The organism is Arenivirga flava, from assembly GCF_030161575.1.
Taxonomy (GTDB): Bacteria; Actinomycetota; Actinomycetes; order Actinomycetales; family Microbacteriaceae; genus Arenivirga; species Arenivirga flava.
On the sequence record NZ_BSUL01000001.1, the window covers coordinates 115,081 to 133,851 of the forward strand.

The 18,771-nt window shown below is 73.0% G+C and carries 19 protein-coding genes and 1 pseudogene; 9 read left to right on the forward strand and 11 right to left on the reverse strand.

Going from position 1 to position 18,771, the window contains the following annotated elements; all coding sequences use genetic code 11:
* Positions 1 to 4: 4 nt before the first annotated feature.
* Positions 5 to 835, reverse strand: coding sequence for an ABC transporter substrate-binding protein (locus tag QQK26_RS00590; RefSeq protein WP_284228983.1), 831 nt, complete (start codon positions 833 to 835; stop codon positions 5 to 7).
* A gap of 114 nt (positions 836 to 949) precedes the next feature.
* On the opposite strand from QQK26_RS00590, the gene QQK26_RS00595 reads away from it, so the two are divergent.
* Together QQK26_RS00595 and QQK26_RS00600 are read left to right on the forward strand one after the other, a co-directional pair.
* A complete protein-coding gene (locus tag QQK26_RS00595; RefSeq protein ID WP_284228984.1) occupies positions 950 to 2,230 on the forward strand; it encodes a hypothetical protein in 1,281 nt (426 codons plus the stop codon).
* Between the two features lie 83 nt (positions 2,231 to 2,313).
* Positions 2,314 to 3,552 (forward strand): MFS transporter, encoded by a 1,239-nt coding sequence (locus QQK26_RS00600; RefSeq protein ID WP_284228986.1) that lies wholly within the window; start codon positions 2,314 to 2,316, stop codon positions 3,550 to 3,552.
* Positions 3,553 to 3,651: 99 nt separating this feature from the next.
* Here the strand turns inward: QQK26_RS00600 and QQK26_RS00605 are convergent, their stop codons facing one another.
* From QQK26_RS00605 to QQK26_RS00635, 7 genes are all read right to left on the reverse strand, one after another.
* Positions 3,652 to 4,320: a response regulator transcription factor gene (locus tag QQK26_RS00605; protein WP_284228992.1), complete on the reverse strand. Its 669-nt coding sequence runs from the start codon at positions 4,318 to 4,320 to the stop codon at positions 3,652 to 3,654.
* A gap of 40 nt (positions 4,321 to 4,360) precedes the next feature.
* A complete protein-coding gene (locus QQK26_RS00610; RefSeq protein WP_284228994.1) occupies positions 4,361 to 5,596 on the reverse strand; it encodes a hypothetical protein in 1,236 nt (411 codons plus the stop codon).
* Positions 5,593 to 6,759 (reverse strand): sensor histidine kinase, encoded by a 1,167-nt coding sequence (locus QQK26_RS00615; protein ID WP_284228996.1) that lies wholly within the window; start codon positions 6,757 to 6,759, stop codon positions 5,593 to 5,595. Before QQK26_RS00615 ends, QQK26_RS00610 begins: the two co-directional genes overlap by 4 nt.
* 49 nt (positions 6,760 to 6,808) lie before the next feature.
* Complete coding sequence (locus tag QQK26_RS00620) at positions 6,809 to 7,441, reverse strand: helix-turn-helix transcriptional regulator (RefSeq protein ID WP_284228997.1); 633 nt, start codon at positions 7,439 to 7,441, stop codon at positions 6,809 to 6,811.
* 64 nt (positions 7,442 to 7,505) lie between these two features.
* A complete protein-coding gene (gene metX, locus QQK26_RS00625; protein ID WP_284228999.1) occupies positions 7,506 to 8,708 on the reverse strand; it encodes a homoserine O-acetyltransferase MetX in 1,203 nt (400 codons plus the stop codon).
* 76 nt (positions 8,709 to 8,784) lie between these two features.
* Positions 8,785 to 10,107, reverse strand: a complete 1,323-nt coding sequence (locus QQK26_RS00630) for a bifunctional o-acetylhomoserine/o-acetylserine sulfhydrylase (RefSeq protein ID WP_284229001.1) — start codon at positions 10,105 to 10,107, stop codon at positions 8,785 to 8,787.
* A gap of 158 nt (positions 10,108 to 10,265) precedes the next feature.
* A complete protein-coding gene (locus QQK26_RS00635) occupies positions 10,266 to 11,366 on the reverse strand; it encodes an acyltransferase family protein (RefSeq protein WP_284229003.1) in 1,101 nt (366 codons plus the stop codon).
* Positions 11,367 to 11,441: 75 nt separating this feature from the next.
* Between QQK26_RS00635 and QQK26_RS00640 the strand changes: the two genes are divergently transcribed.
* From QQK26_RS00640 to QQK26_RS00660, 5 genes are all read left to right on the forward strand, one after another.
* Positions 11,442 to 12,218 carry an SDR family NAD(P)-dependent oxidoreductase gene (locus tag QQK26_RS00640; RefSeq protein ID WP_284229005.1) on the forward strand — a complete coding sequence of 259 codons (777 nt, stop codon included), beginning with the start codon at positions 11,442 to 11,444 and terminating at the stop codon, positions 12,216 to 12,218.
* A 58-nt stretch (positions 12,219 to 12,276) separates the two neighbouring features.
* Complete coding sequence (locus QQK26_RS00645; protein WP_284229008.1) at positions 12,277 to 12,750, forward strand: phosphoribosyltransferase; 474 nt, start codon at positions 12,277 to 12,279, stop codon at positions 12,748 to 12,750.
* A gap of 7 nt (positions 12,751 to 12,757) precedes the next feature.
* A complete protein-coding gene (locus tag QQK26_RS00650; RefSeq protein ID WP_284229010.1) occupies positions 12,758 to 13,432 on the forward strand; it encodes a uracil-DNA glycosylase in 675 nt (224 codons plus the stop codon).
* 16 nt (positions 13,433 to 13,448) lie between these two features.
* The gene (locus tag QQK26_RS00655; protein WP_284229012.1) at positions 13,449 to 14,102 is read left to right on the forward strand and encodes a GNAT family N-acetyltransferase; all 654 of its coding nucleotides are present in this window, start codon (positions 13,449 to 13,451) and stop codon (positions 14,100 to 14,102) included.
* A 71-nt stretch (positions 14,103 to 14,173) separates the two neighbouring features.
* Positions 14,174 to 14,950, forward strand: a complete 777-nt coding sequence (locus QQK26_RS00660; RefSeq protein ID WP_284229014.1) for a hypothetical protein — start codon at positions 14,174 to 14,176, stop codon at positions 14,948 to 14,950.
* Positions 14,951 to 14,974: 24 nt separating this feature from the next.
* Here the strand turns inward: QQK26_RS00660 and QQK26_RS00665 are convergent, their stop codons facing one another.
* The gene (locus tag QQK26_RS00665; protein ID WP_284229016.1) at positions 14,975 to 15,190 is read right to left on the reverse strand and encodes a hypothetical protein; all 216 of its coding nucleotides are present in this window, start codon (positions 15,188 to 15,190) and stop codon (positions 14,975 to 14,977) included.
* A 92-nt stretch (positions 15,191 to 15,282) separates the two neighbouring features.
* On the opposite strand from QQK26_RS00665, the pseudogene QQK26_RS00670 reads away from it, so the two are divergent.
* A pseudogene (locus tag QQK26_RS00670) lies at positions 15,283 to 16,711 on the forward strand (amidase).
* Positions 16,712 to 16,718: 7 nt separating this feature from the next.
* Here QQK26_RS00670 and QQK26_RS00675 read toward each other — a convergent pair.
* On the reverse strand, positions 16,719 to 17,525 hold the full coding sequence (locus tag QQK26_RS00675) for an arginase family protein (protein WP_284229017.1): 807 nt from the start codon (positions 17,523 to 17,525) through the stop codon (positions 16,719 to 16,721).
* Positions 17,526 to 17,593: 68 nt separating this feature from the next.
* Between QQK26_RS00675 and QQK26_RS00680 the strand changes: the two genes are divergently transcribed.
* Positions 17,594 to 17,953: an SIP domain-containing protein gene (locus tag QQK26_RS00680; protein ID WP_284229019.1), complete on the forward strand. Its 360-nt coding sequence runs from the start codon at positions 17,594 to 17,596 to the stop codon at positions 17,951 to 17,953.
* A gap of 4 nt (positions 17,954 to 17,957) precedes the next feature.
* Here the strand turns inward: QQK26_RS00680 and QQK26_RS00685 are convergent, their stop codons facing one another.
* Positions 17,958 to 18,752 (reverse strand): crotonase/enoyl-CoA hydratase family protein, encoded by a 795-nt coding sequence (locus QQK26_RS00685; RefSeq protein WP_284229021.1) that lies wholly within the window; start codon positions 18,750 to 18,752, stop codon positions 17,958 to 17,960.
* Between the last annotated feature and the right edge of the window lie 19 nt (positions 18,753 to 18,771).

The window sequence follows — 18,771 nt, forward strand, 5'->3', positions numbered from 1 at the left end:
CAGGCTAGTTCAGGATGGGCGCGTCGGCGCCGTCGGTCAGCCACTCCTGCACGAGCGCGTCGAGGGTGCCGTCGGCGCGCAGCGCGTCGACCGCGGCGGTGACCTCGGCGGTCAGCGGGCTGTCCTTCTCCAGCACGAAGCCCCAGCCCTCGCTCTCGTCGGCCGTGCCGTCGAGCTGGCCGATGAGCACGCCGCCCTCGACCTGCACGCTCGAGACGAACAGCGCCGTCGGCAGGTCGACGACGATCGCGTCGACCTGGCCGTTCTGCAGCGCCAGCACGAGGTCGTCGTTGCTGTTGAAGACGAGCGCGTCGCTGGACGGGTCGACGACCTCGTTCAGCGCGGTCAGGCTCGAGGTGCCGGTCATCGCGCCGAGGCGCACGTCCCGCAGGTCGGCGAGGCTGCTCGCGTCCGCCGCGGGCGAGCCCTCGATGGACACGACGGCCTGGTTGGCGTTGTAGTACGAGCTCGAGAAGTCGACGGCCTCGGCGCGCTCCTCGGTGATGGTGAACTGCTGCAGGTTGAGGTCCCAGTCCTTGGCGCCGGGCGCGATGCCCTGGTCGAAGGTGCTGCGCACCCACTCGACCTGCTCGGCGTCGTAGCCGAGCTCCTCGGCCACGGCGTAGGCCACCGCGGACTCGAAGCCCTCGCCGCTCTCGGGGGCGTCGTCGATGACGTAGGGCGGGTACGCGGGCTGGCCGGTCGCGATCGTCAGCACGTCGGCGGATCCCTCGGAGGCGCCGGGTGCGGCCTCGCCGGTGGAGCACGCGGCCAGCGCGGTGACGGCGACGGCGGCGCCGAGCAGGGCGACGGGGCGGAAGCGGTTGCGGGGCATGGCGGCTCCTCGGGATCGAGCGGTGGGCAGGGGTGCTGTGGGGTCCATGATGCCCGAGCGGATGCGCATCCGCCCCCGTTCGATGACGCCCCGTGTCGAAGTACGCTGAAGCGCATGACGACGGATGCGGGCGCGCGCACGCGCGGCGCGCTGCTCGCGTTCACGGGACGCCCCGTGCCGCTGTGGATCGCGTTCGTGCTCGTGCACCTCTGGCTCGGGGCGCTCAACCTGCGCGGGCCGGGCTGGCCGCTCGGCGACGTCGTCTCCGTCTACCCCTTCTGGGCCCAGCAGGGTCTCGAGGCGGGGTACTGGCAGGGCATCCACGCGGCGTGGGTGTACCCGATCCTGGCGATCGTGCCGATGCTGCTCAGCGTGGCCCTCGGCGCGGGCTGGGCGGCGAGCGTCTGGCTCGGCATGATGATGGCGCTGAACGCGATCGCCCTGGCGGTGCTCACCGACGCGGGGCGCTCGGCGGCCCGCATCCGCTACGGCTGGTGGTGGGTGCTCTTCCTGCTCGCCCTGGGCCCGATCGCCCTCGGCCGCATCGACGCGGTGACGGTGCCGCTCGCGATCGCGGGACTCGTGCTGCTGACGCGGCGGCCCCGCGCCGCGGCGCTGCTGCTCACGATCGGCGCGTGGGTGAAGGTGTGGCCCGGCGCCATCCTCGCCGCCGCCGTCGTGACGATGCGCGCGCGGCCGACCATGCTCTCCATGGCCGTCGGCCTCTCGGGCGCGATCGTCATCGTCTGCCTGTTCCTCGGCAGCGGCGCCAACGTGCTCGGTTTCGTCACGCAGCAGACGGGGCGCGGTCTGCAGGTCGAGGCCGTGGCGGCGCTGCCGTGGTTCTGGGCCGCGGCGCTGGACGCGCCCGGTGTGAGCATCTACTACGACACCGAGATCCTCACCAACCAGATCGCCGGGCCCGGGGTCGACGCCGTCGCGGCCGCGCTCACCCCGCTGCTCGGTGTCGTCGCCGCGGTGCTGCTCGCGCTCGGCGGGCTCGCGGTGCGGCGGGGCGCCGCAGCCCAGGCCGTGCTGCCGCCGCTCGCGATGGCGCTGGTGACGGCCTGCATCGTGTTCAACAAGGTCGGGTCGCCGCAGTTCGAGTCGTGGCTGGCGGCGCCCGTGATCGCCGCGATGCTGGCGGGCGGATGGCGGGCCGCGCGCCTGCCCGCGGCCCTCGCGCTCGCCGCGGCCGGGCTCACGCAGGTGATCTACCCGGTGCTCTACGGGTGGTTCCTGGCCGCGCATCCGCTCATGGCCCTCGCGGCGACGCTGCGCGACGGCCTGCTCGTCGCGCTGCTCGTGCACGGCGTGCACGGCGTCGTGCGCGAGTTGCGCAACCCGGCCGCCGCACCCGTCGGCGCCCGCAGGACGGCACCGGTCGCGCGGTAGCATCGAGGGGTGGCCGTCGCCGGCCCGACTCAGCGCGGAGCAGTCCTCCCCACCCCCTCGCACCGTCTCCAGGAAGCCGCTCCATGTCGCTCTCGCCAGCCCGCGTCCGTCTCGCGCTCATCGCCCTCGCCCTCGGCGGTTTCGGCATCGGCTCGACCGAGTTCGTCGTGATGGGCCTGCTCTCCAACATCTCCGCCGACCTGCTGCCGGAGCTGTGGGCGAGCGACCCCGAGGCCGCGATCGGCCGCAGCGGCCTGCTCATCTCGGCCTACGCGCTCGGCGTCGTCGTCGGCGCGCCCCTCATCGCCGCGCTCGCGGCGCGGATGCCGCGCAAACGGCTGCTGCTCATCCTGCTGGTGGCCTTCACGCTCGGCAACCTCGCCTCGGCGCTGCTGCCGACGTTCGAGTGGGTGCTCGCGGCCCGCTTCGTGGCGGCCCTGCCGCACGGCGCCTACTTCGGCGTCGCATCGCTCGTCGCCGCGAACCTGCTCGGTCCGGGCAAGCGCGGCCAGGGCATCGCCTTCGTGCTCGGCGGACTCACCATCGCCACGCTCGCGGGCGTGCCGCTCATCACCGCGGTCGGCCAGGCTGCCGGCTGGCGCGCCGCCTACCTCTTCGTCACCGCGATCTTCGCGCTCACCGTGGTCGCCGTCGCGCTCGCCGTGCCCGCGCAGCCCGGCAACCCGAACGCCAGCGTCGCGAGCGAGCTGAGCCTCTTCAAGCGCAGCGCCGTCTGGCTGACGCTCGCCATGGGTGCCATCGGCTTCGGCGGCTTCTTCGCCGTCTACAGCTACGTCGACCCGCTCACGACCGAAGTCGCGGGTCTGCCGCTGTCGGCCGTGCCGCTGCTGCTCATCGTGATCGGCGCCGGCATGACCATCGGCAACTTCGTCGGCGGATGGGCGGCCGACCAGAACCTGCGGCTCACGATGTACACCGGCTTCGGCCTGCTGCTCGCCTCGCTGCTCGGCACCGCGCTGTTCGCGTCCTCGCCGATCGCGCTCGGCGTCTGCCTCTTCCTCGTCGGTGCCGCGTCCTCCGGTCTCTCGCCCACGATCCAGACGCGGCTGCTCGACGTGGCCGGCGAGAGCCAGACCCTCGCCTCGGCGCTCAACCACGCCTCGCTCAACCTCGGCAACAGCCTGGGCGCCTACCTCGGCGGCGTCGTCATCACCGCCGGGCTCGGCTACGCCTCGACGGCGTGGGTCGGCATCGCGCTCGGCGGCATCGGCCTGATCATCGCGGTCTACGCCCTGCAGCTCCACCGCACGGCGAAGATCGAGCACACGCAGCCGATCGCGTGGAGCCCGCCGGCGGGCTGACCGCATCCGCTCGTCCCGCCGCGGGGCGGGCACCCCCGAGGGCGCGCGGCCGTCGTCGTCAAGTCCGCCGCTGCGGACGAGCGCGGGAGCGGCGGCGTGCTAGAACGTGCGCGGCGCGGCCTGCTCGACGAGGATGCCGTCCTGGATGGCGCGCTTGCGCAGCGCCACCTTGGTGCCGACGTCGATGCCGGCCACGCGGTACTTCTCGCGGATGCGCTTGAGGTAGCTCTTCGCGGTCTCCTCCGAGATCGAGAGCTGGAAGGCCACGGCCTTCACGGGCTCGCCGGCGCCGTAGAGCGCCATCACGCGGCGCTCCTGCGCGCTGAGCTTCGGTGCGCCGCCGACCTCGCCGGCGTTGATCGCCAGGTCGAGCTCGGCCGAGATGTAGGACTCGCCGCGGGCCGCGAGGCGGATGGCCTCGACGATCATGTCGGCGTCCTCGCTCTTGACGATGTAGCCGAGGGCGCCGGCGGCGAGGGCGTCGCGCACGACGTTCGCCTCCGAGTAGGTGCTCATCAGCACCGTCTTCACGCCCGTCGTCTTCAGCGTCGAGATCTTCAGCGAGACCGGGATGTTGTCCTTGAGGTCGAGGTCGAGCAGCACGACGTCGACGGGGAAGTTCTCGTGGGTCAGGAGGGCGGGCCAGGTGTCGACCGCCGCGACCATCTCGATGTCGGCGGCGGCGCCGCGGATCCACTCGGTGAGCGCGCCGAGGAGCATCTTGTGGTCGTCGACGAGGGCGATGCGGATGGGAGTGGTGTCGGTCACGTTCGCTGTCCTCGGATCTCGGTAACGGTCGTCGTCAATGTTAGGGCTCCGCCGGGTCGGCCACCCAGCAGTCGATCTCGACACGCAGGACCTGCTGCCGCACGGAGTCGCGGAAGGTGCCGACCTTGCTGAGCTCGTCCCAGGTGGCGGGGTCGACGCCGCCGCGGCTGGAGTCCTCCACCTCGACGACGATCGGCACGAGCCTGCCGTTCGCGGCATCCGCGTCCTGCGGGCGCACGGGGCCGAGCGTGATCGAGATGCCGGAGCGCTGCAGTTCGCTGGAGAGCAGCCAGACGGCGGTGAGCAGCCCATCGCGCTGGTGCTGGTCGAGCAGGCCGGCGAGCGTGTGCGGGTCGCTCAGCCGCACGGTCGGCCCCAGCACCTCCGACTCGCTGACCGCGTGGTAGAGCCAGGTCTGCTTGCGGCCGTCGAGCAGGTGCAGGCGCAGCTCGGTCGCGATCGTCGCCGCGCGGGAGGCGCTGGCCGGGTCGAGCGGCAGCGGGCGACGTCCGTCGGCGACGGACTCGAGCATCTCCTCGGCCGCCGCGTCGAGCCGGGCGAGCTCCTCGGACGCCAGCATGCCGAAGGCCAGTCGCGGGCCGGCGATGGTCGACTGCACGAGCACGCGGTCGAGCGCCCGCTGCACGATGGCGCGGAAGCCGCCGACGACGACCAGCCCGATCACGGCCGGCAGGCAGGCGAGGCAGAGCGCGATGAGCTGCGCGGGCAGGGTCGCGGTCGTCAGCGGCGTCGTGGCGAGGATCGCGCCGAGCAGCACGGCGCCCAGCACGGCGACCGCGATGACGATCTCGCGCCGGCTGCGCTGCGCGATGGTGAGCAGCAGCGCGAACCCCGCGCCGATGGAGGCGCTGGCGTAGCCGCCGAGGTCCTCCACCGACCAGATGGAGACGAGGTCGAGCAGCACGGCCGTGCCGAGGGCCACGAGGAAGAAGACGAAGAGCCCGTTCGGCAGCCGCTCGCCGTTGTAGCTGACGATCACCGCGAGGGTCGCCTCGGCGAAGAGCAGCACGGCCCAGGCGGCGGCGGCCAGGAGGGGCAGCGGATGCGCGCTCCAGTTGGCGACGAGCACCGCGACCCCGAAGACCACCTGCAGACCGCAGATGATCGCCGCGAGCACGATGGGGGAGGCGCTGCCGACGCCGGCGCTGTGCACGCGGCGCGCGGCGATGGTGCTGCGGGTGCGCACGCGCCGCCGTCCGACGCCGGTGCGGCCCCCGACGCCGGTGAGGGTGGACTCGTCGATGCCGAGGCTCATGGTTTGGGGACCTCCAGGACCACCGTGGTGCCGCTGCCGGGGGCGGAGAACAGCCGCGAGCTGCCGCCGACCTCGCGCAGCCGGGCCACGACCGACTCCTTCAACCCGAGCCGGCCCTCGTCGACGAGGTTCTGGTCGAAGCCCACGCCCTGGTCCATGATCATGGCCCGCACGACGTGCTCGTCGTCGCTGATCGTCACGTGCGCCTCGGGCACGCCGGCGTGCCGGCGCACGTTCTCGAGGCATTCGCTGATGGCGCGCAGGAAGGCGTCGAGCACATCCGCCGGCAGCAGCAGACGGCCGGAGCCGTGCCAGTTGACCTGCAGGCCCATGCGGCCGAACCGCTGCTTCACGGACTCCAGCGTGTGGCCGAGCGGGGTCTCGTCGACGGGCTCCGCCGGGTTCAGGACCGTCACCGCCGAGTCCGGGACCGAGCCGGTCTTCAGCTGACGCAGCAGGCGGGCGTCGTCGCCGGCCTGGCTGCGCATCGCCTCGGCGTTCACGCCGTGCCCCGAGTGGGCGAGCAGGGTGAGGCTCGCCAGCACCGTGTCGTGCAGCAGACGGGCGTTCTGCCGGCGCTGGGCCTCGCGCTCGCTCGCCTGCCGCTCGGCGCGGTAGGCGCGGCCGATGCTCTCGATGCGCCCGGTGATGCGGGTGAGGCTGACCCGCAGCCAGTAGCCCAGGATGGCGAACATCAGCCATCCGAGACCGACCGCGACGGAGTAGGGCGTCAGCAGCGCCGAACCACCGGTGAGCAGCTCGACGAGGACCACGCTCGAGGCGGTGGCCGAGACGAGCAGCACGGCGCGGACGGCGCCGGCGGCGAGCACCAGCGCGAAGGCGGGCATGGCCCCTCCGGCGAGTGCGGCCACCGCGACCGCCACCCCCTCGGCGAGCGGCAGGGGCTCGAGCAGCAGCAGCGCGACGAGCACGAGCGTGCCGCCGACGAGGCCGACGATGGGCCAGGCGATCGAGCCGCTGCGCTCGACGGCGAGCAGCGCCAGGGCGAGCAGCAGCCAGCCGGGACCGGTGGCGACCCAGGTGGTGGGCTGGACGCCACCGCCGAGCAGCAGGCAGAGCAGCGCGATGATCGTGCTCGCGAGTCCGACGAAGCGCACCGATCGCTGCGCCAGACGGTCGCGCTCCTTCCCCATGAGCTCCATAGGGGCCTCAGCCTAGCGTCGGCGGGCGACCGGATCAGGGCCGCGCCGGTCAGTCCGGGGCGAGCCAGCCCTGCTTGATGCCGTGGCGGCGCAGCTCGATCTTCGTGCCGAGCTGCAGGCCGGCGGCGCGGTACTTGCGACGGGCGCGCTTGATGTACGACTTGACGGTCTCCTCCGTCGTCGACATCTCCGACGCCGCCTCGCGGATCGTCAGACCCGAGGCGAAGAGGCGCAGAGCCTCCTGCTCGCGCGCCCCGAGGGTGGGCTCGCCGGTGCGGGTCGGCGGGTCCGTCTCGAGCCCGGAGGTCGCGGTGCGGCCGGTCCCGGCGACGGACGCGACCGCCGCGACGAGGTCGTCCGCGCCGTCGAAGCGGGTCACCACGGCGTTGGCGCCGGCGTCCGTGGTGGCCTGCAGCCAGGCGGGATCGCGGCGCGGGCTGATGGCCACGATGGGGAGACCGCGTTCGGCGAGCGCGCTCACGCCGTCGAGCCCCCAGGTCACGTCGCCGGCGCCGAGCTCGACGACGACGACGTCGGGACGCGAGCGCATGCGGCGCTCCAGGTCGCGCCAGTCGAAGGCCGTCGCGACGACGTCGACCTCGGTCGAGCCGGCGCGCACCATGGCGACCAGCCCGTCGAGCGACAGCCTGCTGCCGCTCATCACCGCTACATCGATGGTCATCTCCACGCTCCTTGGGGAGTGTACTGCCCGGCTCGGACCGCCTCGGACCCCCGAAGGGGCTCGCTCAGCTGGCGAGCAGCCTCCGCAGCTGCTCGCCGACGAGCGCCTCCTCGATGAGGAAGCCGTCGTGGCCGTACTCCGACGAGATGACGACGGGGCTGCGCCCGTCGAGGCCGTTGGGCAGGTGCGACGCCAGCAGCTCCTGGTCGGACGGTGGGAACAGCCGGTCGCTGTCGATCGCGAGCACCAGGCTGCGGGCCGTGACCCGGCTCAGGGCGGACGCGAGGCCGCCGCGGTCGCGGCCGACGTCGTGCGAGTTCATCGCCTCCAGCAGCACCAGATAGCTGTTCGCATCGAAGCGACGGGTGAACTTGTTGCCGTGGAAGTCGAGGTAGCTCTCCACCGCGAACCGGCCCTCGCCGCCGTAGGGCGAGACCGCGCTCTGCCAGCTGCGGCTGAACCTGCCGCCCAGCTCGGCGGCGGAACGGTAGCTGAGCAGCGCCATCCGGCGGGCGAGCGCGAGGCCGCGGTGCGGGCCCTCGCCGTCCGGCAGGTCGTAGTAGTCGCCGCCGCGGAAGGCGGGGTCCATCCGCACGGCCTCCGACTGCGTCGTATTGGCGGCGATCTGGTCGGCGCCCGTGAGCGCGGCGGAGGCCAGCACGCCGAGGCGCTCGACGCGGTCGGGGTGCGTGGCCGCCCACTCGACGGCCTGCATCCCTCCGGCGGATCCGCCGATGACGGCCGCCCAGCGGTCGATGCCCAGCCGATCGCTCAGCGCCGCCTGCGCGGCGACCTGGTCGCGCACGGTGAGGTACGGGAACCGCGAGCCCCACTCGGTGCCGTCGGGCGCGAGCGAGCTGGGGCCCGTGGAGCCCTGGCAGCCGCCGAGCATGTTGCTGCAGACGACGAACCAGCGGTCGGTGTCGATCGCCTTGCCCGGGCCGACGATGCCCTGCCACCAGCCCGCCGTGGCGTGCCCGGGTCCCGCGGCGCCGAGCACGTGGCTGTCGCCGGTGAGCGCGTGCACGATGAGCACGGCGTTGTCGCGCGCCTCGTCGAGCGTGCCCCAGGTCTCGTAGGCGATGCGGGTGCCCGGCAGCTCGCCGTGCTCGAGCCGCAGGGTGCCGAGGCTCGCGAATCGCCGCTCGCCCTCGGGGTCCCCGATGCGCCACGCGCCGCTCGCGGCCGGCTTGCCGAGCAGCGAGCGGCGGTTCGCCTCGGTGATGATGCCGCTGGGGACGCTGTCCTCGGGTGTCTGCCAGTCCATGTCCCCTCCATTCTGGCGGAGACGGACGAGGGCCCGCGCGTGCGTTACGCGCGGGCCCTCGCCGGACGGGGACGGCTCAGACGGTCACTGCCGAGAGCGCTCGCGCCGCGGCGAGACCCGCCGCGAGATCGGCCTTCAGGTCCTCGACGTTCTCGAGGCCCACCGACAGGCGCACCAGGCCGGGCGTGACGCCGGCGGTGAGCTGCTGCTCCGGGGTGAGCTGCGAGTGGGTGGTCGAGGCGGGGTGGATGACGAGGCTGCGCACGTCGCCGATGTTCGCCAGGTGGCTGAAGAGGTCGAGGCCGTTCACGAAGGCCCGGCCCGCGCCGACACCGCCCTTGAGCTCGAAGCTGAGCACGGCGCCGACGCCCTTCGGCGCGTAGCGGTTCGCCGCGGCGTACCAGGGGCTGGACGGCAGACCCGAGTAGTTGACGTCGGCCACGTCAGACTGCGCCTCGAGCCACTCGGCGATCTCCTGCGCGTTCTGCACGTGGCGCTCCACGCGCAGCGAGAGCGTCTCGATGCCCTGGATGAGCGAGAACGCGCTGTCCGGCGAGATGGACGCGCCGAGGTCGCGCAGCAGCTGCACGCGGGCCTTGATGACGTACGCGATGCCGTCGCCGAGCGCGCCCGTGTAGCTGACCCCGTGGTAGGACGGGTCCGGCTCGGTGAGCCCCGGGAAGCGGTCGGCGTGCTGCGACCACGGGAACGTACCGCCGTCGACGATGACGCCGCCGATGACCGTGCCGTGACCGCCGAGGAACTTGGTGGCGGAGTGCACCACGATGTCCGCGCCGTGCTCGAACGGGCGGATGAGGTACGGCGTCGCGATCGTGTTGTCGACGATGAGCGGCACGCCCGCCTCGTGCGCGACGTCGGCGACCGCGGCGATGTCGAGGATGTTGATCTTCGGGTTGCCGACCGTCTCGCCGAAGAACAGCTTCGTGTTCGGGCGCACCGCACGGCGCCACTCGTCGACGTCGTCCTGGTTCTCGACGAAGGTCGTCTCGATGCCGAGCCTCGCGAGGGTGTACTTGAACAGGTTGTAGGTGCCGCCGTAGATCGACGAGCTGGAGACGATGTGGTCGCCGGCCTGCGCGATGTTGAGGATCGCGTAGGTCTCCGCCGCCTGGCCCGAGGCGACCAGCAGCGCGGCGGTGCCGCCCTCGAGGGCGGCGACCCGCTCCTCGACGACCGCCTGGGTGGGGTTCTGGATGCGCGTGTAGATGTTGCCGAACTCCGCCAGCGCGAAGAGGTTCTGCGCGTGATCGGCGTCGTCGAAGACGTAGGAGGTCGTCTTGTAGATCGGCGTCGCCCGGGCCTTCGTGACCGGGTCGGGCTGGGCGCCGCTGTGGATCTGCTTCGTCTCGAAGCGCCACTCCGTCGTGTTGTCGCTCATGCTGGCTCCCTCGGGTGCTCTGGCCGTCTCGGGTGGATCCGGCGCGGTCTGGTCTCGCGTGCTCGGCACGCTGTCCCTCGCGCCGCGCTGCGAGCCTAGGCAGACGCATCCCGCCGGGCAATCCGGGCGACATCACGCGTCATGCGCGGCGTCGCGGGTCAATCCTCCCGGGGACCGGCGCCGCTCGTCGGTCGGGCGCGCGGGGCGCCGCCGCGCGGCGGCAGCCCGTCCGCGAAGAGCCAGCTCGGCCGGGGTTCGATGAGCGGCCGCACCAGCCGCGCGACGGGCTCGGTCGCCAGCGCGGCGGAGAGCGCGAGGCAGAAGGCGACCACCGGCAGCACCCACCACTGCGCGGCGGCGTCGGACTGCAGGAATCCGCTCTCCCGGATCGGGTAGAGCACGAAGGAGTGCAGCAGGTACACGACCATGGTGCGCCGCCCCAGGGCGGTGGTCCAGTTGCGGCCGCGCGGCAGCAGCACCAGGAAGGCGGCCGACAGCAGCACGGCCAGCGCCATGAGCCCGAGACGCACGAAGCCCGCCCACCAGACGTCCTCGCCGAGCCCGTGGTAGCTCTCGCTGTAGAAGAACCAGAAACGCAGGTCGACGTCGCGGAACGTGTCGCGGTGCGCGATCACGATCGCCGTCCACGCCGCGAGCACGATGCCGGCGAGGATGCGGATGAGGGTCGAGCCGGTCGGCCTGCGCAGCCATTCGTCCACGAGGGCGCCCTCCCGCAGCTTCCAGCCGAGCACGAAGAACGGGAGGATGCCGATCGCCCGCGAGAGCGAGAACGTCGAGTCGACGTTGGCGAAGTAGCCGACGCCCACGGAGAGCACCACCGAGATGAGCAGCGGCCAGCGCAGCAGCGCGAGGTACGGCAGCACGAGGCGGAAGATCGCGAGCGCGAGCAGGAACCACAGCGTCCACGAGGGCTGGGACGGGTTGAACTCGCTGCTGCCCTCCACCAGGAACTGCACCAGGGTCCAGATCGACTCCATGATCACGTACGGCAGCACGATGTCGGTGAGCACCCGGCGCATCGCCTTCACGCTCGGCGGACCGGCCTTCGAGAAGTAGCCGCTGATGATGGCGAACGCCGGCATGTGGAAGGCGTAGATCACGAGGTACAGCACGAGGGCGCCGTCGAAGTCGGCGATGAGACGCTGCACGCCGTGCCCGATCACGACGAGCGTCACGCAGGCGAAGCGCGCGTTGTCCCAGAACGGCACGCGCTGCGTCTGGCTGGCGGCGGCGGTCATCTCGTTAGGGTGGCAGACAGCTGGTGGAGGGCGTGGCGCTTCCGGGCGCGCGTCGAGTGAGCGGATGGAGCGGGAATGGTTCTTCGGCGTGCGGTCGTGACGGGTGCGAGCTCGGGCATCGGCGAGGCGACGGTGCGGCTGCTGCGCGAGCGCGGCTGGGAGGTGCTCGGCGTCGCGCGGCGCGCGGAGCGGCTGGCGGCGCTCGCCGAGGAGACCGGTGCCGAGGTGCTCGCCGCCGACCTGACGGTCGCGGCCGATGTCGCCGCGCTGCGCGAGCGGGTCGAGGCGTGGGGGCCGATCACGACGCTCGTCAACAACGCCGGCGGGGCGAAGGGATCGGACCGGGTCGAGGACGGCGACGTCGACGAGTGGCGCTGGATGTACGAGATCAACGTGATCGCGCTGCAGCAGGTCACCGCGGCGCTGCTGCCGTCGCTGCGCGCCGGAGCGCGCGAGGCGGGGCACGCCGACGTGCTCAACCTCACCTCGACGGCCGGCTACTTCCCGTACGCCGGCGGCGGCGGCTACAACGCCGCGAAGTTCGCGGCCCGGGCGGTCACCGGGGCGCTGCGGCTCGAGCTGGGCGGCGAGCCGATCCGCGTCGTGGAGGTTGCGCCGGGCATGGTGCGCACCGAGGAGTTCTCGCTCACCCGCTTCGACGGCGACCGCGACAGGGCCGATGCGGTCTACGAGGGCGTCGAGCATCCGCTGCTCGCCGAGGACGTCGCCGAGGCCATCGTGCACGCCGTCGAGCTGCCCGGCCACGTGAGCAACGACCTGCTCATCGTCAAGCCGGTGGCGCAGGCCGCGATCCACCAGGTGCACCGCGATGGCCTGCGGGTCAAGGACTGACCGGCCGCCGCCGGTAGATTGAGCGGATGCACGAGCAGGCGACGACGGGACGACGGGCATGAGCGAGGAGCGGGAGGTGCTCGGCTGGGAGGAGTTCGCGGACGCCTCGCGGGGTCTGGCGGAGCAGGTGCTGCGCAGCGGCTTCGCCCCGGACGTGGTCGTGGCGATCGCCCGCGGCGGGCTGCTGCTCAGCGGCTCGATCGCCTACGCGCTCGGCACCAAGAGCTGCGGATCGATCAACGTCGAGTTCTACACCGACGTCGAGGCGACGCTGCCGGAGCCCGTGCTGCTGCCGCCGCTGCTCGACGCGCCGTCGTTGAAGGGGCAGCGGGTGCTGCTCGTGGACGACGTGAGCGACTCCGGCCGCACCCTCAAGATGGTCGTCGGCCTCATCGAGGGCATGGGGGCCGAGGTGCGCTCGGTCACCCTGTACTCGAAGCCCGGCACCGTGCTCGAGCCCGACTTCGTCTGGAGGCGCACCGACCGGTGGATCGTCTTCCCGTGGTCGGCGCTGCCGCCCGTCGCCGTCTGACGTCCGCGTGAGTCCGCAGCCGCTCTCCGAGCTCATCGACCCGGGCTGGGCGCGAGCGCTCGAGCCGGTCGCCGGCACGATCGCCGAGCTCGGCGAGTTCCTGCGCGCCGAGACCGCTGCCGGGCGCGGCTACCTGCCCGCCGGCTCGCTCGTGCTGCGCGCATTCACGTACCCGCTCGACGCGGTGCGGGTGCTCATCGTCGGGCAGGACCCGTACCCGACGCCGGGCCACGCGATCGGGCTCTCCTTCGCGGTGGAGCCGCACGTGCGACCGATCCCGCGCAGCCTGCAGAACATCTACCGGGAGCTGCAGAGCGATCTCGGCGTCACCCCGCCCGCGCACGGCGACCTCGGCCGCTGGAGCGAGCAGGGCGTCATGCTGCTCAACCGGGTGCTCACCGTGCAGCCGGGCGAGGCCGGATCGCATCGCAAGCGCGGTTGGGAGGCGGTGACCGAGCGGGCCATCGAGGCGCTCGTCGAGCGCGACGAGCCGCTCGTCGCCATCCTCTGGGGGGCGGATGCGGCCAAGCTGAAGCCGCTGCTGCAGGACGTGCCCGTCGTGGAGTCCGCGCATCCGAGCCCCCTCTCCGCCAGCCGCGGCTTCTTCGGGTCGCGGCCCTTCAGCCGGGCCAACGCCCTGCTCGAGGAGCTCGGCGACGACGGCATCGACTGGCGGCTCTGATGCTCGAGGAGGAGCCGTGCTAGAGGAGGAGTACGCGCCCCGCCGACGCCTGCCCCGGCACCTGCGGCCGAAGCCGATCCCGGAGCCGGGCTTCGCCTTCTCGCTGCGCGAGGCGCGGGCTGCCGACCTGCCGCACGTGCGCGAGATCTTCGGCCACTACGTCGAGAACTCGGCGATCACGCTGGCCGAGAAGCCCAAGACGCTGCAGGAGTGGCGGCGCACCTTCGCCTCCCTGCAGCGGCTCGGGCTGCCCTTCCTCGTCGCCGAGTCGCCGTCGCAGCAGATCATCGGCTTCGCGCTCGGCGAGCCGTGGCAGCAGCGCGCGGGCGGCCGCTACACGGTCGAGGTCTCGATCTACCTGCGTCCCGCCTCGACCGGCAAGGGGCTCGGCAGGGCCCTGCTCGCCGAGCTCGTCACCCGCTGCCGCGCCGCGGGCGTGCGCGAGATGCTCGCCGTCATCGCCGACCGCCGGGCGGAGGGGTCGATCCGACTGCACGAGCGCGCCGGCTTCGCAGAGATCGGGCGGATGGGGCGCGTCGGCTTCAAGTTCGACCGCTGGCTCGGCACGGTGCTGCTGCAGAAGCGGCTGTCGGAGGCGGACGGCCCCGGTCCCGAGCGCTCCGGCCTCGCGCGCCTGCTGGGCCGCGCGCGACGCCCCAGGCGCGGCTGACGTCGCACGCGCGGGTCGCACGCTCGCGCCATGCGGCTGATGCAGCACGTGAACGACTGGGCGGTACGCGGATGCGTACCGCCCAGTCGTTCACGTGCTGCCCTGCGCTGTTCGAGCGCGGCCGTGCCGACGAGCAGGAACGCCAGGCCGACGATCGCGATCATCGTGCCGGGCGCCCGCCAGCGGAAGAACACGCTCGCCATGGCCGCGCCGAAGGTGAACACCAGCAGGTGCAGGCAGACGTGGAACACGAACCTCCCGAGCGCGTCGACGTCGTGCAGCATGAGCGAGGTGAACATGCGGGTGCCCACCCGCCAGCCGCCCGTCAGCTCCTCGACCGCTCCGAGCGCGGTGTAGAGCGCGCTGTTGACGAGCGAGATGCCGAGGAAGACGACCCCGGTGCCGAGCAGGAACTCCCGGCGGGTCACGCTGAGGCCGAGCGCGAAGGGCAGCGCCGGGTTGATGGTCTGGATGGCGATCACGCCCAGGTACCAGAACATGGCCTGACCCGCCCCGGAGAACTGCACCCCCTCGGTGAAGCCGTCGTCGCCGATCGCGACGCCGGCCGCCCTCGCGAGGATGAGCGAGATCGCGATCGAGATCAGCAGCGCGGCGCCCGTGACGATCCACGGCACGAAGAGGTCGTTCCAGCCGTCGACGAGGTGCAGGCGCACCACGCCGAGCACGCGGGAGCGGCGGACGGGCCGTGCGCTCGAGAGGGTGGCGGCGGTCATCACGCCACCTCCTTCCGGTCCGCGCCCGACGTGCTGCGCACGACGAGCTCCTGCAGGCTGACGGGGAGAGGCCGAGTCCGGCGCGGGCGGCCATCTCGCGGTCCTCGCCGGTGAGCTCGCCGCGCACGGTGACGACGCTCAGGCCGCCGAGACCGGATCGGTGCAGCACGTCGCGGCCGGCGACGAAGCCGTCCACCGCATCCGCTCGTCCGGCCACTGTGGTGGCGGCGCGACGGGCGTTCTCGGCCTCGTCGTCGATGAGGTGAGCGGCGCGCGGGCGGCGAGGCCCACGATGACGCCGACGTTCTCGATCTGCTCGGCGAGCTGCACGAAGATCGGCTTGCCCTCATCCACGGATGCTCCTGGTCCACCTGTCCGGTTGACGGGTTCATCAGTGATGTCATGGACCAACCAGGACCGGGGTGAGAAGTCAATAGGCTCGACGCATGTTCGAACTGCATCACCTCAGCGCCAACGAGCAGTGGGACTGGCTGCACCGGGGCGAGCTCGATCCGGTCGACCTCGTCGAGCACTACCTGCGCCGGATCGAACGGCTCGACCCCGAGCTCGGCGCCTTCGCGACCGTCACCCCGGAGCTGGCGCTCGCACGGGCGCGCCGGCTGCGCGACGCCGGCATCGGCAGCACGATCCTCTGGGGCCTGCCCTTCGCCGACAAGGACCTCACGCCGCGCGCGGGCGTGCCGATGGGCGGCGGATCGCGCCTGCTCGACGGCTACGTGCCCGAGGAGAGCGGACCGCTCGCCCAGGTGCTCGACGACGCGGGGGCGATCAGCCTCGGCAAGACCGCGGTGCCCGAGTTCGGCTTCCCCTCCTACACCGAGCCGCTCGCCGGGAGGCCCGCCCGCAACCCCTACGACCCCTCGACGGGGGCCGGGGGTCGAGCGGCGGCGCCGCCGTCGCCGTCGCGGCAGGCATGCTGCCGTTCGCCCCCGGCTCGGACGGCGGGGGATCGGTGCGCATCCCCGCCGCCGTGACCGGCCTGGTCGGCCTCAAACCCAGCCGCGGCCTCGTGCCCGTCGGCACCGGCATGGACTCCCCGGGCGGGCTCGTCGTGCCCGGTCCGCTCGCGCGGTCGGTGGCGGATGCGGCACTGCTGCTGGAGGGCATGCTCGGTCGCGTGAACGGCCGCATCCCGCATCCGTTCGCCGTGCGCGCGCCGGAGTGGGACGGCGGCAGCCTCCTCGGCGCCGCCGTGCGCGGCGAGGGCCGCTTCAACCTCGGCGTCATGACGACGACGCCCTGGGACGAGTTCACCGACATCGTGATCGCGCCGGAGGCCGCGCAGCGCTCGAGCGGGGCGTGGCCGAACTGGCGGCCCTCGGCCACGGTGTCGAGGAGCTCGCCCTCGAACCCTCGCCCGAGTACGCCCCGGCGTTCCGGGTGCTCTGGCAGGCGGGCGCGGCGGGGCTGCCGGCCGAGGGCGACGAGCAGCTCGCGCTGCTCGAGCCGCTCACACGGTGGCTGGTCGGCCGCGGCCGCGCGCTCGGCGCCCGGGAGCTCGCGGCGGCGCTCACGACGCTCGCGGCGTTCGAGCGCAGCGTCATCCGCCAGTTCACCCACGTCGATGCCGTGATCACGCCGTCGCTCGCCATGACGCCCCGCCCGCTCGGCTGGTACGACCCGGACGACGCGGAGGAGAACTTCGCGCAGCAGGTGCGCTACACGCCGTTCACCTCGTTCCTCAACGTGACCGGGTTGCCCGCGATCACCCTTCCGGTGGATGTGACGGATGCGGGTCAGCCGATGGGCGTGCAGCTGATCGGCCGCCCGGGCGGCGAGGCGACGCTGCTCGCGATCGGCGCGCAGCTGGAGCGGCGCCTGCGCTGGCAGCGCCGGCATCCGCCGCAGTGGTGAGTAGCCGCTAAGCCGGCTTCGCGAGCGCGCCGATGAGGCGGAGGATCGTCGCGAGATCCCCGGACATGTCGGCGCCCGGCGCGTCGTCCGGCGCGAAGCCGGCGATGCTGGCGCCGACGAGCGGCAGCGCCGACCGGGCCTCGCGCACGGTGGTGAGCAGCTGCTCGACGGACCAGCCGAAGGGCACCGTCGAGTGGGCCGCGTCGAAGGCCCCGGGGTCGAGCACGTCGAGGTCGACGTGCAGGTGCAGCGCGTCGGCGTTCGTGGCCAGCAGCGCCTCGGCGATGCCGGCCGGGTCGTCCTGCACCCGCACACCGGCCTCGGCGAGGAAGGACTCCTCGGCGGCGCTGGCGTCGCGGACGCCGGCGAGCACGATGCTCGAGCCGTGCAGCACGCCGTCGTCGACGAGGTGGCGCAGCACCATGCCGGTGTAGGCGCCGCTGGGGGAGGACTCGGCCGACTCGGCGTCCGGATGCGCGTCGAGCCAGAGCAGGGCGACGCGTCGGGTCTGCGCCGCGTGCTCGACCGGTGCGTACGCGACGCCGCAGTCGCCGCCGATGACGATCGGGGTGCCGCCGCGCTCGTTCTCGACCTCGGCGAGCGCCGCGGTCAGCCGCTCGCGCACGAGCCGGATGGTGCTGAGCCGTCGGATGCGGGTGCCTTCCGCATCGCCCGCTTCGAGCGGCACGTCGACGGCGGCGGTCGCGGACGCCGGCAGGTCGCCGCGGATGGCCTCGGCGCCGGTGGCCAGCCGCATGGCGCGACTCGATCCGGAGCCCTGCCACTGCGGCACGACGAGGAATCGCGCGCTCATGGGATCAGTCTGGCACGGGTGCCGGAAAGCGGCCGCGGGCTGAGGTTAGGCGTGCCTATACTGTTCGCATGTCCCACCCCGCGATCGCCTGGAACCCCGGCAGCGCCGAGCGCATCCTCATCGCGGCGGGCGCGGACCAGCTCGACCAGGTCGAGGAGCTGCTCGCGGGCCTGCCCCTGTGCACGCGAGGTCAGGTCTTCATCGAGGCCGAGCGCGACCTCGAGATTACCCGCCTCATCGCCCCGGGCCGCGTCTCGGTGCACTGGCTCTCCCGCGAGCGCCGTCACGGCGCGGCGAAGGGCGAGATGCTCGACCGCGCGGTCGAGGCCTGGCTCGGCGAGATGCTGACCGGTTCCGGCACGGAGCCGAGCATCTACGCGTGGATCGCCCGAGAGGGCGCCGCGCGCCTGCTCGACGCGCGCGCCTGAGCGTTCAGCGCCCCACGTAACGGGCGCGCTCCCGCCTGAGGAAGGCCTCGACGCCGATCCGCGCGTCCTCGGTGGACATCAGCGCCGCGAGCTCGCCGGACAGCGCCGCGGCCGCGGTCCGCTCGCCCTCCTCGACGGCGATCCGGGCGTTGCGCAGGGTCGCCTGCACGGCCAGCGGGGCCTGCTCGGCGATGCGGCGGGCCAGCTCGAGGGCGCGCGGCAGCGGGTCGCCCTCCACCACCTCCTGCACAAGGCCGAGGCGCAGCGCCTCGTCGGCGTCGAACTCGTCGCCGGTCAGCATCCAGCGCATCGCGCCGCCCCAGCCGGCGCGGGCCGGCAAGCGCAGCGTCGCGCCGCCGAACGGCAGGATCGCGCGGGCCACCTCGAGCTGGGCGAAGCGGGTGCCCCGCGACGCGATCGCGATCTCGCTCGCCAGCGCCAGCTCGATCGAGAGGGTGAAACTGACGCCCTTGAGCGCCACCACGACCGGCTTGCGGCAGCGCTCGCCGCGCACGCCCCACGGGTCCAGCCCGTCCTCGGGCACCGCGTCGAGACCGTCCGGTCCGACCCTCGGGCCGATGTCCGCCAGGTCGAGGCCGGCGCTGAAGTGCTCGCCGTGGGCGTGCACCACGCCGACGCGCAGGTCCGCGTCCCGGTCGAGCAGCCCGTACGCGGCGGCGAGCTCGCGCAGCATCCGCAGATCGGCTGCGTTGCGCTTCTCCGGTCGGTCGAGGCCGATCAGCAGCACCGCACCGTCACGCTCCACGGTCACCCGCGGCCGTTCCTCGTCCACGCTCATCCGCACCTCCTCGTGCCCA